This window comes from Variovorax sp. YR566 (genome assembly GCF_051992195.1).
Classification (GTDB): Bacteria; Pseudomonadota; Gammaproteobacteria; order Burkholderiales; family Burkholderiaceae_C; genus Variovorax.
The window spans coordinates 3,204,871-3,226,914 of sequence record NZ_CP197092.1 but is presented as its reverse complement, the minus strand read 5'-3'; the positions used below and the strand labels follow the sequence as shown (position 1 = coordinate 3,226,914).

The 22,044-nt window shown below is 66.1% G+C and carries 20 protein-coding genes; 2 read left to right on the top strand and 18 right to left on the bottom strand.

Annotation, left to right across the window (positions count from 1 at the left end):
• Nucleotides 1-164 precede the first annotated feature (164 nt).
• The 12 genes from der to ACTG4X_RS14875 form a co-directional block, all read right to left on the bottom strand.
• Nucleotides 165-1,508, bottom strand: a complete 1,344-nt coding sequence (gene der / locus ACTG4X_RS14930; protein ID WP_056598124.1) for a ribosome biogenesis GTPase Der — start codon at nucleotides 1,506-1,508, stop codon at nucleotides 165-167.
• A gap of 57 nt (nucleotides 1,509-1,565) precedes the next feature.
• Nucleotides 1,566-2,708 (bottom strand): outer membrane protein assembly factor BamB, encoded by a 1,143-nt coding sequence (gene bamB / locus ACTG4X_RS14925; protein WP_440534176.1) that lies wholly within the window; start codon nucleotides 2,706-2,708, stop codon nucleotides 1,566-1,568.
• Between the two features lie 7 nt (nucleotides 2,709-2,715).
• The gene (locus tag ACTG4X_RS14920; protein WP_440534175.1) at nucleotides 2,716-3,408 is read right to left on the bottom strand and encodes a YfgM family protein; all 693 of its coding nucleotides are present in this window, start codon (nucleotides 3,406-3,408) and stop codon (nucleotides 2,716-2,718) included.
• 6 nt (nucleotides 3,409-3,414) lie between these two features.
• Nucleotides 3,415-4,725 (bottom strand): histidine--tRNA ligase, encoded by a 1,311-nt coding sequence (gene hisS, locus ACTG4X_RS14915; RefSeq protein ID WP_440534174.1) that lies wholly within the window; start codon nucleotides 4,723-4,725, stop codon nucleotides 3,415-3,417.
• A 15-nt stretch (nucleotides 4,726-4,740) separates the two neighbouring features.
• A complete protein-coding gene (gene ispG / locus ACTG4X_RS14910; RefSeq protein WP_093176655.1) occupies nucleotides 4,741-6,018 on the bottom strand; it encodes a flavodoxin-dependent (E)-4-hydroxy-3-methylbut-2-enyl-diphosphate synthase in 1,278 nt (425 codons plus the stop codon).
• Nucleotides 6,015-6,974 (bottom strand): RodZ domain-containing protein, encoded by a 960-nt coding sequence (locus ACTG4X_RS14905; RefSeq protein ID WP_426392633.1) that lies wholly within the window; start codon nucleotides 6,972-6,974, stop codon nucleotides 6,015-6,017. Before ACTG4X_RS14905 ends, ispG begins: the two co-directional genes overlap by 4 nt.
• Complete coding sequence (gene pilW / locus ACTG4X_RS14900; RefSeq protein ID WP_093052215.1) at nucleotides 6,967-7,821, bottom strand: type IV pilus biogenesis/stability protein PilW; 855 nt, start codon at nucleotides 7,819-7,821, stop codon at nucleotides 6,967-6,969. Before pilW ends, ACTG4X_RS14905 begins: the two co-directional genes overlap by 8 nt.
• Before the next feature lie 4 nt (nucleotides 7,822-7,825).
• Nucleotides 7,826-8,974 carry a 23S rRNA (adenine(2503)-C(2))-methyltransferase RlmN gene (gene rlmN / locus ACTG4X_RS14895; RefSeq protein ID WP_093052217.1) on the bottom strand — a complete coding sequence of 383 codons (1,149 nt, stop codon included), beginning with the start codon at nucleotides 8,972-8,974 and terminating at the stop codon, nucleotides 7,826-7,828.
• Between the two features lie 21 nt (nucleotides 8,975-8,995).
• Nucleotides 8,996-9,421, bottom strand: a complete 426-nt coding sequence (gene ndk, locus ACTG4X_RS14890; protein WP_093052220.1) for a nucleoside-diphosphate kinase — start codon at nucleotides 9,419-9,421, stop codon at nucleotides 8,996-8,998.
• Nucleotides 9,422-9,574: 153 nt separating this feature from the next.
• A complete protein-coding gene (locus ACTG4X_RS14885; RefSeq protein WP_093052224.1) occupies nucleotides 9,575-11,431 on the bottom strand; it encodes a pseudouridine synthase in 1,857 nt (618 codons plus the stop codon).
• A complete protein-coding gene (gene scpB / locus ACTG4X_RS14880) occupies nucleotides 11,428-12,345 on the bottom strand; it encodes an SMC-Scp complex subunit ScpB (RefSeq protein ID WP_440534173.1) in 918 nt (305 codons plus the stop codon). Before scpB ends, ACTG4X_RS14885 begins: the two co-directional genes overlap by 4 nt.
• A 129-nt stretch (nucleotides 12,346-12,474) precedes the next feature.
• Nucleotides 12,475-13,473, bottom strand: coding sequence for an RluA family pseudouridine synthase (locus tag ACTG4X_RS14875; protein WP_440534172.1), 999 nt, complete (start codon nucleotides 13,471-13,473; stop codon nucleotides 12,475-12,477).
• Between the two features lie 50 nt (nucleotides 13,474-13,523).
• Here ACTG4X_RS14875 and ACTG4X_RS14870 point away from each other — a divergent pair, with 50 nt between their 5' ends.
• Nucleotides 13,524-14,330, top strand: a complete 807-nt coding sequence (locus tag ACTG4X_RS14870) for an outer membrane protein assembly factor BamD (RefSeq protein ID WP_093052233.1) — start codon at nucleotides 13,524-13,526, stop codon at nucleotides 14,328-14,330.
• Nucleotides 14,331-14,363: 33 nt separating this feature from the next.
• On the opposite strand, the gene ACTG4X_RS14865 is transcribed toward ACTG4X_RS14870, so the two are convergent.
• Together ACTG4X_RS14865 and ACTG4X_RS14860 are read right to left on the bottom strand one after the other, a co-directional pair.
• A complete protein-coding gene (locus tag ACTG4X_RS14865) occupies nucleotides 14,364-16,451 on the bottom strand; it encodes an ATP-dependent DNA helicase (protein WP_440534171.1) in 2,088 nt (695 codons plus the stop codon).
• Nucleotides 16,448-16,651: a YdcH family protein gene (locus ACTG4X_RS14860; protein ID WP_093052238.1), complete on the bottom strand. Its 204-nt coding sequence runs from the start codon at nucleotides 16,649-16,651 to the stop codon at nucleotides 16,448-16,450. Before ACTG4X_RS14860 ends, ACTG4X_RS14865 begins: the two co-directional genes overlap by 4 nt.
• A 107-nt stretch (nucleotides 16,652-16,758) precedes the next feature.
• On the opposite strand from ACTG4X_RS14860, the gene ACTG4X_RS14855 reads away from it, so the two are divergent.
• The gene (locus ACTG4X_RS14855; protein WP_093052241.1) at nucleotides 16,759-17,529 is read left to right on the top strand and encodes a PP2C family protein-serine/threonine phosphatase; all 771 of its coding nucleotides are present in this window, start codon (nucleotides 16,759-16,761) and stop codon (nucleotides 17,527-17,529) included.
• A gap of 11 nt (nucleotides 17,530-17,540) precedes the next feature.
• Here the strand turns inward: ACTG4X_RS14855 and ACTG4X_RS14850 are convergent, their stop codons facing one another.
• From ACTG4X_RS14850 to odhB, 4 genes are read right to left on the bottom strand one after another with little or no spacing between them, the layout of a single operon-like run.
• A complete protein-coding gene (locus ACTG4X_RS14850) occupies nucleotides 17,541-18,203 on the bottom strand; it encodes a hypothetical protein (RefSeq protein ID WP_440534170.1) in 663 nt (220 codons plus the stop codon).
• Nucleotides 18,200-19,300 (bottom strand): cell division protein ZapE, encoded by a 1,101-nt coding sequence (gene zapE / locus ACTG4X_RS14845; RefSeq protein ID WP_093078086.1) that lies wholly within the window; start codon nucleotides 19,298-19,300, stop codon nucleotides 18,200-18,202. The genes ACTG4X_RS14850 and zapE overlap by 4 nt, the downstream gene beginning before the upstream one ends.
• A 16-nt stretch (nucleotides 19,301-19,316) precedes the next feature.
• Nucleotides 19,317-20,747 (bottom strand): dihydrolipoyl dehydrogenase, encoded by a 1,431-nt coding sequence (gene lpdA, locus ACTG4X_RS14840; protein ID WP_093052249.1) that lies wholly within the window; start codon nucleotides 20,745-20,747, stop codon nucleotides 19,317-19,319.
• 14 nt (nucleotides 20,748-20,761) lie between these two features.
• Nucleotides 20,762-22,033: a 2-oxoglutarate dehydrogenase complex dihydrolipoyllysine-residue succinyltransferase gene (gene odhB, locus ACTG4X_RS14835; protein WP_440534169.1), complete on the bottom strand. Its 1,272-nt coding sequence runs from the start codon at nucleotides 22,031-22,033 to the stop codon at nucleotides 20,762-20,764.
• Nucleotides 22,034-22,044 lie beyond the last annotated feature (11 nt).

Sequence of the window (22,044 nt, the reverse complement as noted above, 5' to 3'; positions counted from 1 at the left end):
GATATTCTCCGTGTTCAAGAGTAGTTGTTGGAGAGATGACCTTAACACAGGGTTTCTGCGCTGCAGCAATCGGGGTCAAAAGCCTTGAGAAAATAACGGTTCTCAAAAGGCGGAACTTCCACTGCTGCTGCAACTCATTGGCCGCCATCGGCGGCCAAGCTCCCTCAATCGTCCTTGTCGGCAAATGGATTGTGCGAGCTCTTGAACTCGATGCGCAAGGGGGTACCCACAAGGTCGAATTCCTTACGGAAGCGCCCCTCGAGGAAGCGCTTGTAAGCGTCGGTGACATGCTCCAGCGAATTCCCGTGGATCACGATCACCGGCGGGTTCATACCCCCCTGATGCGCATAGCGCAGCTTGGGGCGGTACATGCCGCCACGCTTGGGCGCCTGGAACTGCACCGCCTCCAGCAGCAGGCGTGTCAGCACCGGGGTCGACATCTTGCGCGTGGCCGACTTGTGGGCCTGCGCAATCGCCTGCCACACCGGGCCCAGGCCCTGGCGCTTGATGGCCGAGATGAAATGCAGCGCCGCGAACTTCAGGAACGGCAGCCGGGTCTCGATCTGCCGCTGGATCTGCTCGCGCTGGTAGCTGTCGACCGCGTCCCACTTGTTGATGGCGATCACCACCGCGCGGCCACTCTCGAGGATGTAGCCGGCAATGTGCGCATCCTGGTCGGTCACGCCCTGCGTGGCGTCGAGCAGCAGCAGCACGACATTGGCCGACTCGATGGCCTGCAGCGTCTTGACCACCGAGAACTTCTCGATCGCCTCGAACACCCTGCCCTTGCGGCGCAGGCCGGCCGTGTCGATCAGCTCGAAGCGCTGGCCGTTTCGCTCAAAAGGCACGGAGATGGCGTCGCGCGTGGTGCCCGGCATGTCGAAGGCCACCAGGCGCTCTTCACCCAGCCAGGTGTTGATCAGCGTGGACTTGCCCACATTGGGCCGGCCGGCCACGGCCAGCTTGATCGGCTTGTTGACCTCGTCCTCGTCCGTCTCGTCGTCGGGATCAGGCAGGTTCAGCGGCTCGAGGGCAAGCTCGACAAGGTCGCGCATGCCCTGCCCGTGCGCAGCCGACACGCCATGCACGTCGCCGAAGCCGAGTTCGTAGAAGTCGACCAGCTTGGTGCCGTCGTGCATGCCCTCGGCCTTGTTGGCCGCCAGCACGCAGGGCTTGCCAAGGCGGCGCAGTTCGTTGGCAATGTCGTGGTCTTGAGCCGAGAGGCCCTCACGGGCGTCGACCACGAAGATCACCACGTCGGCCTCGGCCACGGCCTGCCGAGTCTGCTTGGCCATTTCCTTGTAGATGCCGCTGCCCGCGTCAGGCTCGAAGCCGCCGGTGTCAATCACGATGAACTCGTGCTTGCCCAGGCGGCCATTGCCGTAGTGACGGTCACGCGTGAGTCCGGCGAAGTCGGCGACGATGGCGTCGCGCGTCTGGGTCAGGCGGTTGAAGAGGGTCGACTTGCCAACGTTGGGCCGCCCGACCAGGGCCACGACCGGCTTCATGGCCGGCCTTTCGATGGCTCGGTATTCATGGTCGGGCCTTGGAAAAAGAAAGAAAAGTTATTCAGGGCGATAGCCAAAAACGCCACCCTTGGCAGTCACTACCACGACCGTGTTGCCGGCCAGTACCGGCGTGACGGTGATGGCCGAGCCATCGGGCGTGATGCGATTGAGCAGCGCACCATCTTCGCGCGAGACGAAATGCAGCATGCCAGTGTCTTCGCCGACGATCAGCGAACGGCCCACGGCCAACGGTGCGGTGAGGTTGCGATTCTTGAAGCGGCTCATCTGCCAGGCGCGTTCACCATCGGCACGGCGCCAGGCCACGACGCTGCCGTCGGACTCGGTGCCGTAGACAAAACCGCTGTCGCCGCTGACGCCGTCCGCGCCCGAAGCCGGCTTGCTCCAGACCAGCGAACCTCGCACGGTCTCGACGCAGCCGACGCTGGCGTAGTAAGCGCGGGCGCAAACCGTGTCTCCAAAGCGGCTCACGCTGCCGGTCAGGTCAACCAGGCGCTCCACGTCGTTGGTGCCGCGCGGAGCCGCAATGGGCGACTCCCAGCGCGAAGTGCCGTTGGCGGGGTTGATGCCAACCAACCGGCCGCCGATGCCGGCCACCAGCGTGTCGCCCACGGCGATGAGTACGCCCGACTTGCGCAGCACCAGGTTTTCTCCGGCGCGCTGCTGGATCCAGAGGCGACGGCCGCTCTGGCCGTCCCAGGCGCTGATGCTGCGGTCGGCGGTCTGCACGAACACGCGGCGGCCTGCCACCAGCGGTGCGGTGAAAGCCTGGGCCGAGAGCTTCTGCTTCCACAGGACCTTGCCGTTCTCGATGGCGACCAGCTCGTTGCTGGTGGTGACGACCGCAGCCATCGACCCGTCGCTGCCGACACCTGCAGCCAGTGGGGCACCGGCACTGACGCGCCAGGTTTCGCGGCCGGCGCGGGCGTCGATGGCGACCACCGTGCCGTCACTGCCAGCCACGGTAACCGTGTCGCCGCTGACGTCGGTGCTGAGCGGGAACTGGACATCGGGGATGCGCACAGTCCAGGCCTGGCGCACGCCCATCAGGGCCGGGTTGGCGGGCAGTTCGGCCGGCTTCGGCTTGCTGGTGCCAGAACAGGCGGCGAGAAACGCGACCACAACAAGAGCTGATCCCGCACGCAGGGCGGTCGATTCAGGCATGAAACGCTTGAAATTCATGATGCGGTCAGGGAGTTTTGGGGGCTGCGGGTGTGACGGTGACGACGGGTGCCAGGCTCTTCGGATCGACGCCGACCGCGTTGAGCTTGATTTCAACCAGACGGCGATAGTCCGAGGTGGCGCCAAGGCCGGTCCACGCCTTGCGGTATTCGGTCTGCGCTTCGGCGCGCTTGCCTTGAGCCAGGTAGATGTCGCCCTTGCGGTCGGCCACCAACGGTTCGAATTCCTTGGGCACGCTGCCGTCGAGCTGCTTGAGGGCATCGTCGTAAGACTTGCTGTCGAGCAGTTCGGCCGCCAGCCGCAGCCGGGCGATGGCCTTGTAGCCGGGGTCGATGGCGTTCTGCGCGACCCATTCGAGCTCGGCGCGCGAGCCTGCGGCATTGCCCTTCTCGTACAGCGTCTTGGCGACCAGCAGGCCGGCCTGTTGCGCGTAGGCGGTGCCGGCGAAGCGCTTCTTCATGTCGTCGAGCACGAGAGCGATGCGTGCCGGGTCGCCCGCCTGCGCGGTCTTCTCGACCTCGTCGTAGAGCGACGAGGCCTGCGCCGCCTTGTTGCGGCCATACCATTGCCAGCCGTTCCAGGCCACGAAGGCGCCAGCGACGAGCAGCACGACCGAAATGATCAGGGTGCCGTATGTATTCCAGAAATGCTTGAGCTGGTCGAGCTGTTCCTGTTCTTCGAGATCGAGATGGGTTGCCATGCGCTGTCAGTTGTTGGGAGCCGGCGATTGTAGGGTGGCGGCCCAGGCGGCCACTTCAGCAAGTGGCCGGGAGGTTTGCGCGCCGCTTCCGTCGCGCAGCGCCTTGAGAGTCACTTCGCCGCGTGCAAGTTCATCGGCGCCGAAGATCAGGGCGTAGGTGGCGCCGCTGTTGTCGGCCCGCTTGAACTGCGACTTGAAGCTGCCGAGGCCATCCGCCGTGGCGGCGTGCATCTGCACACGTGTGCCGGCGTCACGCAACTGCTGCAGCGTGCGCAGCACCACCGGCATGGCGGAGGCATCGGGCACGACGGCATAGACATCGGGGGCCCGTACCGGGATCTGGGTGCCCTGCTCCTTCATCAGGTCGAGCACGCGCTCCACGCCGATCGCCCATCCCACTGCAGGCGCAGGCTTGCCGCCGAGTTGCTCGAACAGGCCGTCATAACGGCCGCCGGCGCACACCGTGCCCTGCGAGCCGAGCCGGTCGGTCACGAACTCGAACACGCTGAGGTTGTAGTAGTCGAGGCCGCGCACGAGGCGCGGGTTGATGGTGTAGGCAACGCCGTTGGCATCGAGGATGGCCTTCAACCCCTCGAAGTGCGCCAGCGATTCGGCACCGAGGAAATCCATCAGTCTCGGCGCCGACTCGACCACATCCTTCATCGCCGGATTCTTGGTGTCGAGGATGCGCAGCGGGTTGCTGTGCAGGCGGCGCTTGCCGTCCTCGTCGAGCTTGTCGGCATGTGCCTCGAAGTGCGCGATAAGCTGGGCACGGTGCTGCGCCCGCTCTGCCGGTTGGCCAAGGCTGTTGAGTTCCAGCCGCACGTCGGTCAAGCCGATCGCCTTCCAGAGCGCGCTCGCGAGCAGGATCAATTCAGCGTCGACGTCGGGACCAGCAAAGCCCAGCGCCTCGACGTCGATCTGGTGGAACTGCCGGAAACGCCCGCGCTGCGGCTTCTCGCGCCGGAACATCGGCCCGATGGCCCACAGGCGCTTGCCGCCGTCGTAGAGCATGTTGTGCTCGATCGCGGCCCGCACGATGCCGGCGGTGTTCTCGGGGCGCAGCGTCAGGTGATCGTTGTCGCCGTACTTGTCCGAACGGTCGTGGAAGGAGTACATCTCCTTCTCGACGATGTCCGTCACTTCGCCGATGCCGCGCACGAACAGCGCCGTGTGCTCGAGGATCGGCGTGCGGACGTTACGGTACGCATAGCGCCCCATCAGATCGCGCACGGTGGCCTCGAGCCATTCCCAGCGCGCCGATTCGGGCGGCAATATGTCGTTCATGCCTTTGACGGCATTCAATTTTTCAGCCATGAGTCTGCGGAGGTGTCAGGCCGCGACAGCGTGTTCGCCGCCGAAGCGCTTTTCGATGTAGGTTTCGACGAGCTGGTGAAACTCGTTGGCGATATTGTCGCCGCGCAGCGTGAGTGCCTTTTCGCCGTCGATGAAGACCGGCGCGGCGGGCGCCTCGCCGGTGCCGGGCAGGCTGATGCCGATGTCGGCATGCTTGCTTTCGCCAGGGCCGTTGACGATGCAGCCCATGACGGCCACCTTCATCGTCTCGACGCCCGGATATTTCTTGCGCCAGACCGGCATCTGCATGCGCAGATAGTCGTCGATCTGCTTGGCCAACTCTTGAAAAGTAGTGCTGGTGGTGCGGCCGCAGCCCGGGCAGGCCGTAACGCTGGGCACGAACACGCGCAGCCCCAGCGCCTGGAGGATTTCGGAGGCGATCACCACCTCCTGCGTGCGCGACTCGCCCGGCTGCGGCGTGAGCGACACGCGAATGGTGTCGCCGATGCCCTCCTGCAGCAGGATCGACAGCGCCGTGGCCGATGCCACCGTGCCCTTGGTGCCCATGCCGGCCTCGGTGAGGCCCAGGTGCAGCGCATAGTCGCAGCGGCGGGCCAGCTCGCGGTAAACCGAGATCAGGTCCTGCACACCGCTCACCTTGCACGACAGGATGACCTGGTTGCCGGCCATGCCCATCGATTCGGCGAGCTTCGCGGACTCGATGGCCGAGGTGATCAGCGCCTCGTACATCACCTGCTTGGCGTCCCACGGCTCAGCGCGCTGGCTGTTGGTGTCCATCAGGCTGGCGAGCAGTTCCTGGTCGAGGCTGCCCCAGTTGACGCCGATGCGCACCGGCTTGTTCCAGCGCATGGCCGCGTCGATCATCTGGCCGAACTGGCGGTCGCGCTTGTCGCCCTTGCCCACGTTGCCGGGGTTGATGCGGTACTTGCTCAGCGCTTCGGCGCAGGCCGGATAGTCGGTGAGCAGACGGTGGCCGTTGTAGTGGAAGTCGCCGATCAGCGGCACGTCGATGCCCATGCGATCGAGCTGATCGCGGATGTAGGGCACCTGCGCCGCGGCTTCGGGCGTGTTGACTGTGATACGGACCATTTCCGAGCCGGCGATGGCCAGCTCCTTCACCTGGATCGCGGTGCCGATGGCATCCACGGTGTCGGTGTTGGTCATGGACTGCACGCGCACGGGGGCGTCGCCGCCCACCGTGACCACACGCGAGCCCCAGGTCACGCTGGACTGGCGCGAGCGGCGCGCCTTGGGCGCCGCCGATGGAATGGGATCGGGATAGCAGTCGGTCACGATTTCACCTCGAAGCGCGCCACGCCACCGCCGCGCGTGACAGGCGTCAGATCGTAAGGCTTGCCGCTTACCTGCACATCGACCGCCGACGCACGGCCCACCACCACCGACAGTGGCAGCGCGCCCGACAGGCCGACCGTTTCGCCGGCCTGCAGGCTGCGACGCAGCAACTGCTTGCCGCCGGCTTCGGTTACGGTGATCCAGCACTCTTCACGTGCCACGAAAACGAGTTGCTGGCTGCTTGCGCTTGCGGCAGTCGCCACGGGAGCGGCGGGGGCAACCGCAACCGCCGCGGGGGCAGATGGCGCATTGGCAGCGACTGCGGCGGGCGCTTGGCCCACCGGAGCGCTCGGTGCCACAGCCTGCGAGGGCACCGTTTCGGCCACGGCGCCAGTTGCGCTGGCCGAAGCCGGTCCGTTCGCGGGCGCCGATTCGGTATCAGTCTCGCTGCGCGCCGTCAGGCGCGACACGGAAGCACTGATCTGGTCGAACACCGATTGCGGCAACCAGAACAACGCAGCCGCGCCAACCAGCAGCACCAGCACCACGATCAGCAATCCGCGCGAAGGCAGCCCGCTGGAGCGTCCGCTGCTGTTCCAGCGCGGCGTGCCCGAGGTGATGTTCGTCCGAAGGGTTCGGTCGGCCTCGGCCAGCGACACCCTTTGCGTGCTGGGCAGCTTCGCAAGCACGGGCGCCGGGTCGATGCGCAAAGCACGGCAGACACTGCTCGCCAGGGCGCGAGCGAAGACCGGGTCCGGCAACGAAGCAATGTCGTCTGCTTCAAGCGCCATGAGCTTCTGCGGCGGCACCTTGAGGGCGGCCGCCACCATCTCGATGTGCAGGCCATGGGCCTCGCGCGCTTCGCGCAGCAGGTCGCCGGCGGTCTTGTGCGTGATGTCGCCTTCTTCCAGCGGCAGCGCTGCGGAAGTGCCGAACTCCGAAACCCGATCAGTCATTGAAATTCCCGCGCTCGTACGCTGTTGCCTCCCGCGACTGGGGGAAGCGTCGTTGCAGTTGGCCTCCCAACTGCGCGACTGCCTCGCGGTTGTTCAGCTTTCGTTCGATCTTTATGCCGAGCCAGAGCGTCTCGGCGCTGGCCGAGGCACTGTTGTTGACGCGGCGAATGTAGAACTGCGCGCGCGACCATTCTTCGCGCTGCGCCAACACCGAAGCAAGGTTGAAGCCAACCACCGGATTGCCGGCGTCGATCTCGTAAGCCTGCATGAGGCTGCGCTCGGCTTGCACGCGCTGCCCAGCCTTGAGCTCGCACACGCCCTGCGTCATGAGCGTCTTGGCGCGGTCGGCATAGCTCGGCACTGCCAGCGCCTCGGTGAACTGCGCAGCCGCATCCCCATAGCGGTTCTGCTGGCACAGCAGCCAGCCGTAGTTGTGGCGCGCGTTGGGGTCGCGCGGATTGATGGCAATGGCACGGCGGAAGCTGTCTTCGGCCATGCCGGCATCGTCGAGCCGCATGTAGACCAGGCCGCGCAGGTTGTAGGCGTCGGCGTTATTGGGGTCGGCGACCAGCGCCTGCTTGATCTCGTCGAGCGCGACGGTGGTCTGGCCATGCTCGAAATAGCCGGCGGCCAGTTCCATGCGCAGGCGCGCGCGGCGCTGCCGGCTGGATTCGTCGGATTCGGTGACCACCTCGGTCCCCTTGCCCGAACTGGTGTCGGCCAGGCTGGTGGTGGTGGTGCGCGTGTTCACGCAGCCCGCAAGCAGCAATGCCACGGCGACACCCGCGAAACCTGTAGTCAGCATCCGCTGCACGTTCGCGGTCGTCGTCGGAATGACCATGCTCATCAGTTCAATGCTCCTGGGGGGCGGCCTTGCGGACCGGATGCAAAACAACGGGGCGCTCGGTTGCACGGCGCTGGGCCATGCGCTCGGCCGCGCGGGTGCGGTCCTTGACGTCGCCGGCGAGCTGGCCGCAGGCGGCATCGATGTCATCACCGCGCGTCTTGCGCACGGTGGTCACGAGACCAGCTTCGCTCAGTGTCCTGGCGAATGCCAGCACGCGCGGCTGCGGCGAACGCAGCAGACCCGAGGCCGGAAACGGGTTGAAAGGAATCAGGTTGAACTTGCACGAGATGCCGTGCGTGCGCACCAGTTCGACGAGCTGCCGCGCATGCTCGGGCTGGTCGTTCACGCCATCCAGCATGCAATATTCGAAGGTGATGAAGTCGCGCGGCGCGTGCGCCAGATAGCGCTTGCAGGCCTCGATCAGTTCGGCGATCGGGTATTTGCGATTGAGCGGCACGAGGTCGTCGCGCAGCGCGTCGTTCGGCGCATGCAGCGAAACGGCCATGGCCACCGGGCAATCGGCGCCCAGGCGGTCGATCATCGGCACCACGCCGGAGGTCGACACCGTCACGCGGCGGCGCGACAGCCCGTAGGCGTTGTCGTCGAGCATGGTGCGCAGCGCGGGCACCAGCGCGGAATAGTTCTGCAGCGGCTCGCCCATGCCCATCATCACCACGTTGGAGATGACGCGCTCGTCGCGCTTCAAGTGCTTGCGCAGGAAGTGTTCGGCAAACCAGAGCTGGGCGACGATTTCCCCCGTGCTCAGGTTGCGGCTGAAGCCCTGATGCCCAGTCGAGCAAAAGCGGCAACCGACCGCACAGCCGGCCTGGGACGACACGCACAAGGTGCCGCGGTCGTCCTCGGGAATGAATACGGCTTCGACGGCATTGCCGTCACCGACGTCGAACAGCCACTTGATCGTGCCGTCCTTGGATTCGTGCTGCGTTATGACCGGCAGGGCCTCCACGCGCGCAGTGGTCGCGAGTTTCTCGCGCAGCGACTTCGCCAGATCGGTCATCTGGGTGAAGTCGCTGGCGCCACGCTGGTGAATCCAGCGGAACAGCTGCGTGGCGCGGAATTTTTTCTCGCCGAGTTTTTCGCAGAACGCCGCCAACCCCTCGAGATCGAAGTCGAGCAGATTGGCCGTGGTCATGGAATCGGTCGAGATGCGGCTTCAGCGTGCGTAGACGTTGAGGCCGGCGAAGAAGAAAGCGACTTCGTTCGCTGCGGTTTCGGCAGCGTCCGAACCGTGCACGGCGTTGGCGTCGATGCTGTCGGCGAAGTCGGCGCGGATGGTGCCGGCGGCTGCCTTCTTGGGGTCGGTGGCGCCCATCAGATCGCGGTTCTTGGCGATGGCGTTTTCGCCTTCGAGCACTTGCACGAACACGGGGCCCGAGATCATGAACTCGACCAGGTCCTTGAAGAAGGGACGTTCCTTGTGCACGGCGTAGAACTGTTCGGCTTCGTTGCGCGACAGGTGCACCAGCTTGGCGGCGACGATCTTGAGGCCAGCAGCTTCAAAACGGGAAACGATCTTGCCGATGACGTTCTTGGCAACTGCGTCGGGCTTGATGATGGAGAGGGTACGTTCGATAGCCATTGAAATGCTTCCTGGAGCTTTGATTTTGAAGTGTTTTGTCACAACTGCAACGAATTTGTTGCGTCACATGTCGACAAAGCCTCTGATTTTAACCGGCGCAGCCTTGCGGATTGGTGAAAACCCCGCGAAAGGCCGCGCTCCGACGGCTGGCTTTCAGCGCCCGCGACGGCGTCCGCCGCCTTGGCCGCCCTGACCGCCGAAGCCGCCACCACCGCCCCCGCCTCCACCACGACGCGGGCCTCCGCGCTGCTCCTTGCGCTGGCGCGAGAAGCTGTCGGCACCGATGTACCCCAACGAGGTCTTCATCGGATCGGGCTGATTGGCGCCGCTCGGTTGACGGTCGTCGCCCTGCTGGCGATTGCCGCCGCCCTGGCGGTTGCCGCTGTTGCCACGGCGTCCCTGCCCCTGGGGCGGGCCGCCATTGCCACCGCCACGATTGGGGCGGGCACCCCGGTCGCCGCGCGGCGGACGGCCATCGCCAAGCGGATTCGGAATCGGCGCTTCGCGTCCGCCATCTTCGCGTGCATCGCGCATGTCGCGCGGCGGCTGTCCACCACCGCCACCATTGCGGTTGCCCCGGCGCTTCTTGTTGCGCCCGTTGCGGCCATTGCCGCCACCGCCCTCTTGCCCGGGGCCGCGCTGCTGCTGCGGACCGGGCCGGGCAGCCGCGCCACCGGAGGCCTGGAACAGCGCTCGGATGTCGCGCTCGTCGAGCTCCATCCAGGCACCGCGCTTCAGGCCGCGCGGCAGCACCATGGCACCGTAGCGGATGCGGATCAGCCGGCTGACCGCATGGCCCACCGACTCGAACAGGCGGCGCACTTCGCGGTTGCGCCCTTCGGAAATGGTCACGCGATACCAGCAATTCGAGCCCTCGCCGCCACCGTCTTCGATGGTGCCGAACTGCGCCATACCGTCGTCGAGGCGCACGCCGTCGAGCAGCTTCTGCTTTTCTTCGCTGGTGAGCGCGCCCAGCACGCGCACCGCGTACTCGCGCTCCAGGCCGAAGCGCGGGTGCATGAGCTGATTGGCCAGGTCGCCAGAGCTGCTGAACAGCAGCAGGCCTTCGGTGTTCAGGTCGAGGCGACCGACCGACTGCCACTTGCCCTGTTGCAGGCGCGGCAGCTTGCGGAACACGGTCGGGCGGTTCTGCGGATCGTCATGCGTGACCACTTCGCCCACGGGCTTGTGATACGCGATCACGCGGGGCGGCGGAGGCGCGATGCGGTAGCGGATCGGCTTGCCGTTGATCTTGACCTGGTCGCCGAACTGGATGCGCTGGCCGATGTGGGCCGGCTCGTTGTTGACGGAAATGCGGCCCTGGAGAATCAGCTGCTCCATTTCGAGCCGCGAGCCGAGGCCGGCTTGCGCCAGCACCTTGTGCAGTTTGGGCGAATCGGCCTCGGGCAGCAGCACGCGCTTGAGCGGCGGGACTTCGGGGCTTTCTTCGTCGGCATCGAACTGGCCGGAGATGACGTCCGCGAAGCGGATCGGCTCGGGCGGCAACGCATTGCGCTGCTCGCGCTCGGCGGCGCGACGGGCACGGTCGAGGTCGTCTTCTTCCTCGTCGGGCTCTTCTTCGTCTTCGTCCTCGTCCCGTTCTTCGTCGTCCTGGTCGTGGATGCGATCGGCTTGTTCGGGCCGTGGCGCCTGGCGCGCGGCCTCGACCGGCGCCGGATCTCGAGCTTCTTCTTCGACGGCAGCGAAAACAACCGGAGCTTCCTCTGCAACAACAGCTACCGGCACGGCCATCTCGGACGCTTCCGCGACGGGCAACGCCGCCGCCTCATCCGCCACAGCCTGCTCCACCGGCTTCTTCTTGCGAGGCGCGCGTGGCTTCTTGGGTGCTTCAGCCTCCGCCGGCGCTGCGACTTCCTGCGCCGCAACCTCTGGCGCTACCGATTCAATAGCATCACCTGCAGCCTTCTTGGGCGTGGTCGCCCTCTTCTTCTTTTTGACTTCGGGCTCGGCCGGCAGCATCGCCGCGTCTTCGGTGTCGGTTGTGCTCATGAGGTTTTTCCGGGAGAGGGAGCGTGGGGGTCGGCCTCGTCCTGAGACGGGGCATCGGGTTCTGGCGACGGCGCCTGGGCGGGCTCGGCGGGGGATTCGGTGTCTGCCGCGTTCTCGGCAAACTGCGCTTCGGCGGCTTCGACCGCTTCTTCGGCGACTTCTGGCGCCATGTCGATGACGGCGGGCTCTTCTGCCGGCACTTCTTCGTCCTGCTGCGAGGCAGCGACTTCCTGCTCCGCCTCAGTAACTTCGGCTTCGGCTGCGGCGGGCTCCAGCTCTGCCATCGCCGATGCATCCGCATCGCCCTCGGCCAATGCTTCGGCCTCCGGCGCGGCATCGATAGGCAGCCCCTGCTGCTCACCCGACGCCCGTTCGAGCGCATCGACCAGCGCGGCCTGCTGCGCGGGCGTCTCGATCAGCGGGAGCTGATCGAGCGAGGCAAGGCCCAGGTCGTCAAGAAACTGGCGCGTGGTTGCATACAGCGCCGGTCGGCCGACCGTTTCGCGGTGGCCGATGACCTCGACCCAGCCGCGATCTTCCAGCTGCTTGAGGATCAACGAATTGATCGTCACGCCGCGGATGTCTTCCATGTCGCCGCGCGTGGCCGGCTGCCGATAGGCAATGATGGCCAGCGTTTCGAGTGCGGCCCGCGTGTAGCGCGGCGGCTTCTCGGGGTGCAGGCGGTCGAGGTGGTCGCGCATCTCCGGCCGGCTCTGGAAGCGCCAGCCGCTGCCGACGCTCACAAGCTCCAGGCCGCGTTGCGCCCAGTCTTCCTGCAGTTCAAGCAACAGCACCTTGATGGTGTCCACACCCAGTTCGTCGTCGAACAGCACGCGCATATCGCGCACCGGCAACGGCTGGCTCGAACAGATCAAGGCGGTTTCGAGAATGCGCTTGGCATCCGCCGTATTCATGGTTCGCGTTATCCGGGAAAAGGCGCCTCAGGGACGCTTGTTCAGAAGGATGAAAGGAGTAGGCGCTGCAGGCACGCGGCAAATGCAACGCAAGGCCGGCCTTGGGTGACCGGCGCGGCCCTCGGGCCGTCAGGCGCGATTGTAATCCAGCCCCCAGGACTGCAAAGCCTGGACGAGATCTGGCGGCGGCGGCGAATGGAACTCCATCGCCTCTTGCGTGACGGGATGCACGAAGGCCAGCCTGAATGCATGCAGCGCCTGGCGAGACAGCCCGGCAGCCGGCGCGCCGCCATAAAGCGCGTCTCCCACCAGCGGATGACCGATCGACGCCATGTGCACGCGGATCTGGTGGGTGCGCCCGGTTTCGAGCGTGCAGCGCACAGCGCAGCCTTCGGCGTTGCTGTCGAGCCGCTCGATCAGCGTGCGCGCCGTCTTGCCCGCATGCCGCTCGAGATCGACCACGGCCATGCGCAGCCGGTTGCGCGGGTCGCGGCCGATGGGGGCGTCGACCTGGCGGGCCGCCGCGCCCTCCCACGGCTTGTGGCCGATGGCCAGGTACTGCCGCTTGACCTCGCGGGCGGCGATCAGCGCCACCATCGCGTCCATGGTGGCGCGGGTGCGCGCCACCACCATCAGGCCGCTGGTGTCGCGGTCGAGCCGGTGCACGATGCCGGCGCGCGGCAGCAGCACCGCCTTCGGGTCCAGCGCCAGCAGGCCGTTCAGCAGCGTGCCGCTCCAGTGCCCGGGTGCCGGATGCACCACGAGGCCGGCCGGCTTGTCGACGATGCGCAGGTGCTCGTCCTCGTACACGGTGACGATGTCCATCGCCTCGGGCCGGAAGGCCTGGCTCTGGGGCGTGGGGCGCAATTCGATGCGGCCGGCCTGCCCCGCCTTCACGGTAGCCGAGACCTTGGTGAGCGTGCGGCCCTGCAGCTCCACCGCGCCAGCCTCGATCAATTGCTGCAGGTAACTGCGGGAAAACTCGGGTACCAGCGCGGCAAGCGCGCGGTCCAGCCGCTGGCCGTGCTGAGCCGGATCGATGACGAAAGGCCGCTGCTCGCTGGGCTCGATCGGATCGGCGCCCTCTTCGAGCTCGGCCACCTCGGCGGTCTCGGGGATATTGCCCAAAGGGTCGGTCGATATAATTGAGGGCAACTGTTTCACGAAAGCCGTATGTGATGTTTCGCGCCAAATTATCGGTCCCCAGCTGGATCGCGCTCAGCGCGGCGGCTCTGCTGGCAGCTGGCTGCTCGTCGACCTCCGTCGACAAGACTGCCAACTGGAGCCCCAACCGCATCTACTCTGAAGCCAAGGAAGAGGCCGGATCGGGCGCCTACGACAAGGCCGTTCCGCTCTACGAGAAGCTCGAAGGCCGCGCTGCCGGCACACCGCTCGCGCAGCAGGCGCAGCTGGAAAAGGCCTACGCCCAGTACAAGTCGGGCGAAAAGGCGAGCGCCATCGCCACCATCGACCGCTTCATGAAGTTGCATCCGGCGAGCACGGCTCTCGACTATGCGCTGTACCTCAAGGGCGTGATCAACTTCAACGACGACCTCGGCATGTTCGCGTTCATGACGCGCCAGGACCTGTCCGAGCGCGACCAGAAGGCCGCCAAGGAATCGTTCGAATCGTTCAAGGACCTCGTCACGCGCTTCCCCGATTCGCGCTACGCCCCTGACGCGCGCCAGCGCATGAACTACATCGTGAACTCGCTCGCGCAGTACGAAGTTCACGTGGCACGCTACTACTACTCGCGCGGCGCCTACCTGGCAGCCATCAACCGGGCCCAGATTGCACTGGCCGACTACCGCGAAGTGCCGGCGCTCGAAGAAGCCCTGTTCATCATGGTGAAGTCGTACGACGCCCTCGGCATGAAGGACCTGCGCGACGACGCCCAGCGCGTGCTGACCACCAACTATCCGCAGAGCACCTACCTCGCTAACGGTTTCAAGGGCAAGGACGACCCTTGGTGGAAGCTCTGGTAAGCCACCAGAGCACGCGCTCTTCCTGGCCAGAAGCTAGGTCTTGAGCGCGTCCAGCGCGGCCTCGAAATCCGATTCGTTTTCGAGCCGCCGCATCGGCGGCAGCGCCGACAGCAACCGGCGGCCATAGCCCATGGCCACCAGCCGCGTATCGCAGATCGCCAGCACGCCACTGTCGGTTTCCCGCCGAATCAACCGCCCCGCCCCCTGCTTGAGCGCCACGGCCGCCTCAGGCAGCGAATAGTCGGAAAACGAACTGCGCCCCTGTGATTCCAGGCGCTGCGAGCGCGCCTCGACCAGCGGATCGTTGGGCGGCGGGAACGGCAGCTTGTCGATCACCACCAGCTGCAGCGCATCGCCCGGCGCATCGAAGCCCTCCCAGAACGAAGCCGATGCCACCAGCACGCAGCCAGCGCGCCCGGCGCTCGCGCCTTCGCGAAAGCGGTCCATCAGCACGCGCTTGGGCAACTCGCCCTGCACCAGCACCTCGGGCCGCACTTGCGCGTCGAGCAGTTCGAACTGCTGCTTCATCGCATCGCCGATGGTGCGCAGCGCTCGCAGCGTGGTCGTCAGCACCAGCGTGCGACCGCCAAGCTCCGTCGCGCCGCGCGCAGCCAATTCCGCGACGCGTTGACTGTGCGACGGATCGTTGGGCTTGGGAAACGCACGCGGCACATAGAGCGCGGCCTGCGACGCATAGTCGAACGGGCTCTGTACGCGCAGCACTTCCGCGTCCTGCAGTCCGCAGGGCTCGGTGAACCAGCGCAGCGTGGGCTCATCGCCCAGCGTGGCGGAGGTGAAGACCCAGGCGCGGCCGCTGTCTTCCTGCACCGCCGCTGCTGCCTCGCGCGCCGGCCGCTCGCCATAGCCATCGAGATCATCGTCGTCGCCATCGTCGCCAACATCAGCGTCTGCCTCGACGATCTTGAGCACCCGCTTGCGCATGGCATCGGCGATGTCCAGCGGCGATTCGATGAGCCGCAACTGCGTGCCCACGTCGACCCAGCGCACCGAATCGACCTCGCATGGCAAGGCGAAGCGCGCGGTACGTTTCGCGAGTTGGCGGGCCCGCTCGTGCAGCCGCACGAAGTCGGGCGAGATTTCGCTGACGGTGGCAAGTCCCTCCGCCGCCAGCTCGAACGCGTGCAGCAGATCGTCCAATGCGCGCTGCCATGCGTCGGGATCGATGCCCTCGGGCGACGCACCCAGCCAGCGCAGCTTGGCGCCCGGCCATTGCTTGCCGACCACCAGCCGCAGTTCGCGCGCAGCCCGTTCGAGCGCGCCGACCAGTTGCTGCCAGTCGACGAGGCCGCGCGCATGCTGCAAGCCGGCCGCCAGCATGTCGCGCGCGAAGTCGAGCGCCTGGCCGCTGCCGAGCTGCGCGCCAAGAAACTGCACGCCGGTTTCGTTGAGCTGGTGGGCTTCGTCGAACACCACCACGCTCACTGTCGGCAGCAGCTCGGCCATGCCGGTCTCGCGCACTGCGAGGTCGGCAAAGAAAAGATGGTGGTTGATGACCACGATGTCGGCCGCCAGCGCCTCGCGCCGCGCCAGGTTGACATGGCAGGGCTTGAACTGCGGGCATTGCGCGCCCAGGCAGTTCTCTCGCGTGGAGGTGATCAGCGGAATCAGCGGCGAGCGCTCGTCGAGCCCCGGCAGCTCGGCCAGGTCGCCCGTGCGCGTGGCCTTCGACCACTGCTCGATCTTGGCGAGCGTGCGCAGGCTGCCGCGCTCCGGCAATGAAGCGTCATGGCGCGCCTGGTCGAGCCGATGCAGGCACAGGTAGCTGGCGCGCCCCTTGAGCAGCGCCGTGCGCACCGGCAGGCCGAAAGCTTCGACAAGACGCGGCAGGTCACGGCCGAACAGCTGGTCCTGTAGCGTCTTGGTGGCGGTCGACAGCAGCACGCGCTCGCCACTCAGCAGGGCCGGCACGAGGTACGAAAAGGTCTTGCCCACCCCGGTGCCCGCCTCGACCACCAGCACGCCGCCCTGGTCGATGGTGCGGGCGACGGCCATTGCCATTTCAGTTTGTCCCGAGCGTTCGCGGAACTGGTCGGCGGCACGCGACAGCGCGCCGTCCTGCGCGAAGGCATCGCGCACCTTGTCTTCGAGCGCACCTGTCACGCCGGCTCTTTCGGATCGAGGTCGTTTTCGAGGCGCGTGATCTGGTCACGCAGCGCGAGGCGGCGCTTTTTCAGGCGCCGCAGCAGCAGCTCGTCTTGCGGCGAGCCCTCGGCCAGCCGGTCGATGGTGGCGTCGAGATCGGCGTGCTCGATACGCAGTTCGATCAGCTGACGGGAAAGGGAGTGAAGATTGGAGTCCAACGGTGGGGAGCGCGCGCGAGGTTTTTGCGGCACATGTTCATTCGATAATACGTCCTGACACGAATCTCCGAGCAGACAGAAACACGCGCTTCAGGCGCATATGCCTCATGACCCAAGGCTTTCGACTCGCCGCGGCCACCGGACTCCACAAGGGAGACCGCCCGTACCAACAAGACCAGGTGCTGCTGATGAGCCATCCGCGCGTGCCTGGCTGCGTGCTGGGCATCGTGGCCGACGGCATGGGCGGCCGCAGCGGCGGGCGCAAGGCCTCCGACCAGGTGCTGATGACGGCACGCCAGCTCTTCACCCGCTACCAGCCCGGCCGCGACGACCCGGAAGCCGTGCTGAAGCAGATCCTCGAAGATTCGCACACGGTCATCAAGCTCACCGCCGTCTCCAGCGAGCAGGAGCCGCACAGCACGCTGGCGGCCTTCCTCATGACCCCCAAGGGCGACTGCGCCTGGATCCACGCCGGCGACTCGCGCATCTATCACTTCCACGACGGCCAGCTCATCAGGCGCACGCGCGACCATTCGTACGTGCAGGTGCTGATTGACCGCGGCCAGATCACCGAGGCCGAGGCCAACATCCATCCGCAGGGCAACATCCTGCTCGGCTGCCTGGGCATGACGACCACGCCGCCACCCATCGACCCCTACTACATCCCGAAGCTGGCGCCGGGAGACCTGTTGATGGCTTGCAGCGACGGGCTCTGGCACTACTTCAGCCCAGAAGAACTGGCGAGCGTGCTGTATGCACAGCCGCCGCGCGATGCGGTCGAAATCCTGGTGGGTGAAGCGCGCCGCCGGGCCCGGGGCACGGGCGACAACATCTCGATTGCCGTTCTGAAGCTCGATCCGCTGCCAGTCGCCGCCTGAGCGGTGCCCGGTCAGGGCGTGGGCGACGAAGCTGCCGGCGCCGGCAGTGGTGCCCCGCGCGGCTTGCTGCGGTTGGCGTTCTGCCGCTCGCGGCTGGCCCTATGCTCTTCGGCGCGTTTCTGCTTGTCTTCGAAACGCTTGGCGGCCGTGGGCGCCTCGGCCTGACGCTGGGCCGCCTTGGCCTGCTCGTCGGCATGCGCCTGCTGCTTGGATTGGAACTGGCGCTCGCGCTCGGCCGCCTCGGCCGCTGTAGCCGCGCGGCTGGTCGCGTGGTCGGCAGCGCGCTGCTCGCGCTCCTTCTGGCCCTGGATCGACTGTTCCTGCTTCTCGCGAGAGTCCTGCGGGCGCTGGGTGCCAGCCTTCTGGTCGAGCTTCTGCAGCTCGGCCGCGCCGCTGCGCTGGCGCAGGATGTCGTTGATCGCGGTTTCCTGCCGCTTGATGTTGTCGGTTTCCGTGCGGCGACGGCTGCGGCTCTCGCGCAGGCAGTCTTCCACCGCGAACTTCTTGTAGCAGGCAGCCCGCTCTTCGACGAAGCGCTTCTCGATGGCCTCGCGCTCGGTGGAAAGCCGGCGCTTTTCGCCCTCGAGGTCGGCACTGCCCGCGGCGGCGTTGGACTGCGCCCACAGCGGCAGGCTGGCCAACGTCATGAGCAGGGCAAGAGCGAATTTTTTCATGTGAGTCGGGTGTCGACGATGCGGCGTTCCAGGGCGAGAAACTCGCTCGATTGCATTTCGGTGAGCCGGGAAACCGTGCGCGGAAACTCGTGCGACAGCGGCCCCTCGGTGTACAACGCCTCGGGCGGAACCTCAGCCGACATGATGAGCTTGCAGCGCCGGTCGTACAAGACGTCGACCAGCCAGGTGAAACGACGTGCTTCCGAAGCCATGCGCACCGGCATGTGCGGCACGTCGGACAGCAGCACCGTGTGGAACTGGCTCGCGATTTCGAGATAGTCGTTCTGCGAACGCGGACCACCGCACAGCGTCTTGAAATCGAACCAGACCACGCCGCCGGCCTTGCGCCGCGCACGGATCTCGCGCTGCTCGATGTGCAGCACCGGGTTTTCGTCGGCCGTCTCGGCCAGCTTGTCGAAGGCCTTGCGCATTTCCTTCTCAGCCACCGCGTCATTCGGCGTGAGGTACATGCGCAGTTGTTCGAGCGTGCGGCGCCGGTAGTCGGTGCCGTTATCGACGCTCAGCACTTCGAGCTTTTCGTTCAGCAGTGCAATGGCCGGCAGGATGCGGTCGCGGTGCAAGCCACCGGGATACAGATCGTCCGGCTTGAAATTCGAGGTGGTGACGAAACCCACGCCGTTCTCGAACAGCGACACCAGCAGCCGATGAAGAATCATCGCGTCAGTGATGTCCGCCACATGGAACTCGTCGAAGCAGATCAGCTTGTAGCGCTTGGAAATGCGCAGCCCAAGCTCGTCGAGCGGATTGACCGTGCCCTGCAACTCGCGCAGTTCGCGGTGCACCTCGCGCATGAACTCGTGAAAGTGCAGCCGCGTCTTGCGCCGCAGCGGTACGGCGTTGAAGAACAGGTCCATCAGGAAGCTCTTGCCCCGCCCGACGCCACCGTACATGTAGACGCCGCGCGGAAGCTCCGGCCGGTTGATGAACTTCTTCAGCGCATTCGAGCGCTGGGCCTTGTACTCGGCCCATTCGTTGGCGCAGCGATCCAGCGCCTCCACGGCGTGCAGTTGCGCTGGATCGCTGTGGAACCCGCGCGCTGCGAGTTCCGCCTCATAGGCCTGTTTGACGCTGGTCAAAAGAAAGATCGCGAGATCAGAAGTTCAGCGTGCGCTTGTCCACGGCGAGTGCCGCTTCCTTCGTTGCTTCCGACAGCGACGGGTGAGCGTGGCAGATGCGCGCGATGTCTTCGGCGCTGGCCTTGAACTCCATCGCCACGACGGCTTCGGAGATCAGCTCGCTGGCCTGCGGGCCCACGATGTGCACGCCCAGGATCTCGTCGGTGGCAGCATCGGCCAGGAACTTGACCATGCCGGTCGTGTCGCCCAGCGCGCGCGCGCGGCCGTTCGCGAGGAACGGGAAGGTGCCGGCCTTGTAGGCACGGCCCGCGGCCTTGAGCTGCTGCTCGGTCTGGCCGACCCACGCGATCTCGGGATTGGTGTAGATCACCCACGGGATCGTGTTGAAGTTGACGTGACCGTGCTGGCCCGCAATGCGCTCCGCCACGGCAACGCCCTCTTCCTCGGCCTTGTGCGCCAGCATCGGGCCGCGCACCACGTCGCCGATGGCCCAGACGTTGGGCAGGCTCGTCTTGCACTCGTCGTCCACGGCAATGGCGCCGCGCTCGTCGAGCTTCAGGCCCACGGCTTCGGCGTTCAGGCCGATTGTGTTGGGCACGCGGCCGATCGACACGATCAGCTTGTCGACTTCCAGCGTCTGGGCTTCGCCCTTGGCATTGGTCCACGCAACGCTCACGCCCTTCTTCGACGACTTGATCTCGCCGACCTTCACGCCGAGTTCGATCTTGAGCTTCTGCTTGTCGAAGGCCTTCTTGGCTTCCTTGGCGATCTGCTCGTCCACCGCGCCGAGGAACGTCGGCAGTGCTTCGAGCACCGTGACTTCCGCGCCGAGGCGACGCCACACCGACCCCATTTCGAGGCCGATGACGCCCGAGCCGATCAGGCCCAGCTTCTTCGGCACCGCGCCGATGCGCAGCGCGCCGTCGTTCGAGAGGATGTTCTCCTCGTCGAACGGCGCACCGGGCAGTGCGCGGGCGTTGGAGCCCGTGGCCACGATGATGTGCTTGCCGCTGATCGACTCTTCGGCGGCGCCCGCCACCTTGATCTCATAGCCGGCTTCGTCGGTCTTCACGAACGAGCCACGGCCATGGAAGAAGGTGATCTTGTTCTTCTTGAACAGGTACAGGATGCCGTCGTTGTTCTGCTTCACGACCTGGTCCTTGCGGGCCAGCATCTTGTCGAGGTCGAGGCCCAGGCCTTCGACCTTGATGCCGTGGTCGGCAAAGTGGTGGCCGGCCTGGTCGAAATGCTCCGACGATTGCAGCAGCGCCTTCGAAGGGATGCAGCCGACGTTGGTGCAGGTGCCGCCCGGCGCGGGGCCGCCCTTGCCGTTCTTCCACTCGTCGATGCAGGCGACGTTGAAGCCGAGTTGCGCGGCGCGAATGGCCGCGATGTAGCCGCCGGGGCCGCCGCCGATGACGACGACGTCGAATTGCTTGTTTGCCATCTGGTTCTTTCTCCTCAGATGTCGAACAGCAGGCGCGACGGGTCTTCCAGCGCTTCCTTCATGGCAACCAGGCCCAGCACGGCTTCGCGGCCGTCGATGATGCGGTGGTCATAGCTCATGGCGAGGTAGTTCATCGGACGGATCACGATCTGGCCGTTTTCAACCACGGCGCGATCCTTCGTGGCGTGCACGCCGAGGATGGCCGACTGGGGCGGGTTGATGATCGGGGTCGAGAGCATCGAGCCGAAGGTGCCGCCGTTCGAGATGGAGAACGTGCCACCGGTCATGTCTTCGATGCCCAGCTTGCCGTCTTGCGCCTTCTTGCCGAACTCGGCGATCTTCTTCTCGATGTCGGCAAAGCTCATCTGGTCGGCGTTACGCAGGATCGGCACCACCAGGCCGCGCGGCGAACCGACGGCAATGCCGATGTCGAAGTAGCCGTGGTACAGAATGTCGTTGCCGTCGACCGAGGCGTTGATCACCGGGTACTTCTTCAGCGCATGCACAGCGGCCTTCACGAAGAAGCTCATGAAGCCGAGCTTCACGCCGTGTTCCTTGGTGAAGTTGTCCTGGAAGCGCTTGCGCAGCTCCATGACGGGCGCCATGTTGACTTCGTTGAACGTGGTCAGGATGGCGTTGGTCGACTGCGATTGCAGCAGGCGCTCGGCGATGCGGGCGCGCAGGCGGCTCATCGGCACGCGCTGTTCCGGACGCTCGCCCAGGTCGGGCGCGCCGGTCGGTGCAGCGACTTGCGGCAGGGCCGGCTTGGCGGCCGGTGCCGCGATGGTGGCGGCAGCCGCGGCAGGCTTGGCGCCCGAGGCAACCGCGCCGAGCACGTCGCCCTTGGTGACGCGGCCGTCCTTGCCGGTGCCGGCAACGTCGCTGGTCTTCAGGTTGTTGTCGGCCAGCAGCTTGGCCGCGGCGGGCATGGCAACGTCGGACTTCGAACCGCCGGCGGCGGCTGCAGCTGCTGCCGGGGCAGGCGCGGCGGCAGCCGGAGCTGCTGCTGCGGGCGCTGCCGCCGGGGCGCCAGCCGAAGCCTTGCCTTCGGTGTCGATCTTGGCGATCAGCTGATCGGCCACCACGGTGGCGCCATCGGGCTGCACGATTTCGGCCAGCACGCCAGCCGAAGGCGCGGGCACTTCGAGCACGACCTTGTCGGTCTCGATCTCGATCAGGATTTCATCGACGGCGACGGCTTCGCCGGCCTTCTTCTTCCACGTGAGCATGGTGGCTTCGGCCACGGATTCGGAAAGCTGGGGGACTTTGACTTCTACGATAGACATTTGGAGTGAGC

Excerpts from the sequence above, each read along its gene's own strand:
- der (WP_056598124.1), bottom strand. The coding sequence starts at position 1,508 with ATGAAGCCGGTCGTGGCCCTGGTCGGGCGGCCCAACGTTGGCAAGTCG.
- bamB (WP_440534176.1), bottom strand. The coding sequence starts at position 2,708 with ATGAATTTCAAGCGTTTCATGCCTGAATCGACCGCCCTGCGTGCGGGA.
- ACTG4X_RS14920 (WP_440534175.1), bottom strand. The coding sequence starts at position 3,408 with ATGGCAACCCATCTCGATCTCGAAGAACAGGAACAGCTCGACCAGCTC.
- hisS (WP_440534174.1), bottom strand. The coding sequence starts at position 4,725 with ATGGCTGAAAAATTGAATGCCGTCAAAGGCATGAACGACATATTGCCG.
- ACTG4X_RS14905 (WP_426392633.1), bottom strand. The coding sequence starts at position 6,974 with ATGACTGATCGGGTTTCGGAGTTCGGCACTTCCGCAGCGCTGCCGCTG.
- pilW (WP_093052215.1), bottom strand. The coding sequence starts at position 7,821 with ATGAGCATGGTCATTCCGACGACGACCGCGAACGTGCAGCGGATGCTG.
- rlmN (WP_093052217.1), bottom strand. The coding sequence starts at position 8,974 with ATGACCACGGCCAATCTGCTCGACTTCGATCTCGAGGGGTTGGCGGCG.
- ndk (WP_093052220.1), bottom strand. The coding sequence starts at position 9,421 with ATGGCTATCGAACGTACCCTCTCCATCATCAAGCCCGACGCAGTTGCC.
- ACTG4X_RS14885 (WP_093052224.1), bottom strand. The coding sequence starts at position 11,431 with ATGAGCACAACCGACACCGAAGACGCGGCGATGCTGCCGGCCGAGCCC.
- scpB (WP_440534173.1), bottom strand. The coding sequence starts at position 12,345 with ATGAATACGGCGGATGCCAAGCGCATTCTCGAAACCGCCTTGATCTGT.
- ACTG4X_RS14870 (WP_093052233.1), top strand. The coding sequence starts at position 13,524 with ATGTTTCGCGCCAAATTATCGGTCCCCAGCTGGATCGCGCTCAGCGCG.
- ACTG4X_RS14855 (WP_093052241.1), top strand. The coding sequence starts at position 16,759 with ATGACCCAAGGCTTTCGACTCGCCGCGGCCACCGGACTCCACAAGGGA.
- ACTG4X_RS14850 (WP_440534170.1), bottom strand. The coding sequence starts at position 18,203 with ATGAAAAAATTCGCTCTTGCCCTGCTCATGACGTTGGCCAGCCTGCCG.
- lpdA (WP_093052249.1), bottom strand. The coding sequence starts at position 20,747 with ATGGCAAACAAGCAATTCGACGTCGTCGTCATCGGCGGCGGCCCCGGC.
- odhB (WP_440534169.1), bottom strand. The coding sequence starts at position 22,033 with ATGTCTATCGTAGAAGTCAAAGTCCCCCAGCTTTCCGAATCCGTGGCC.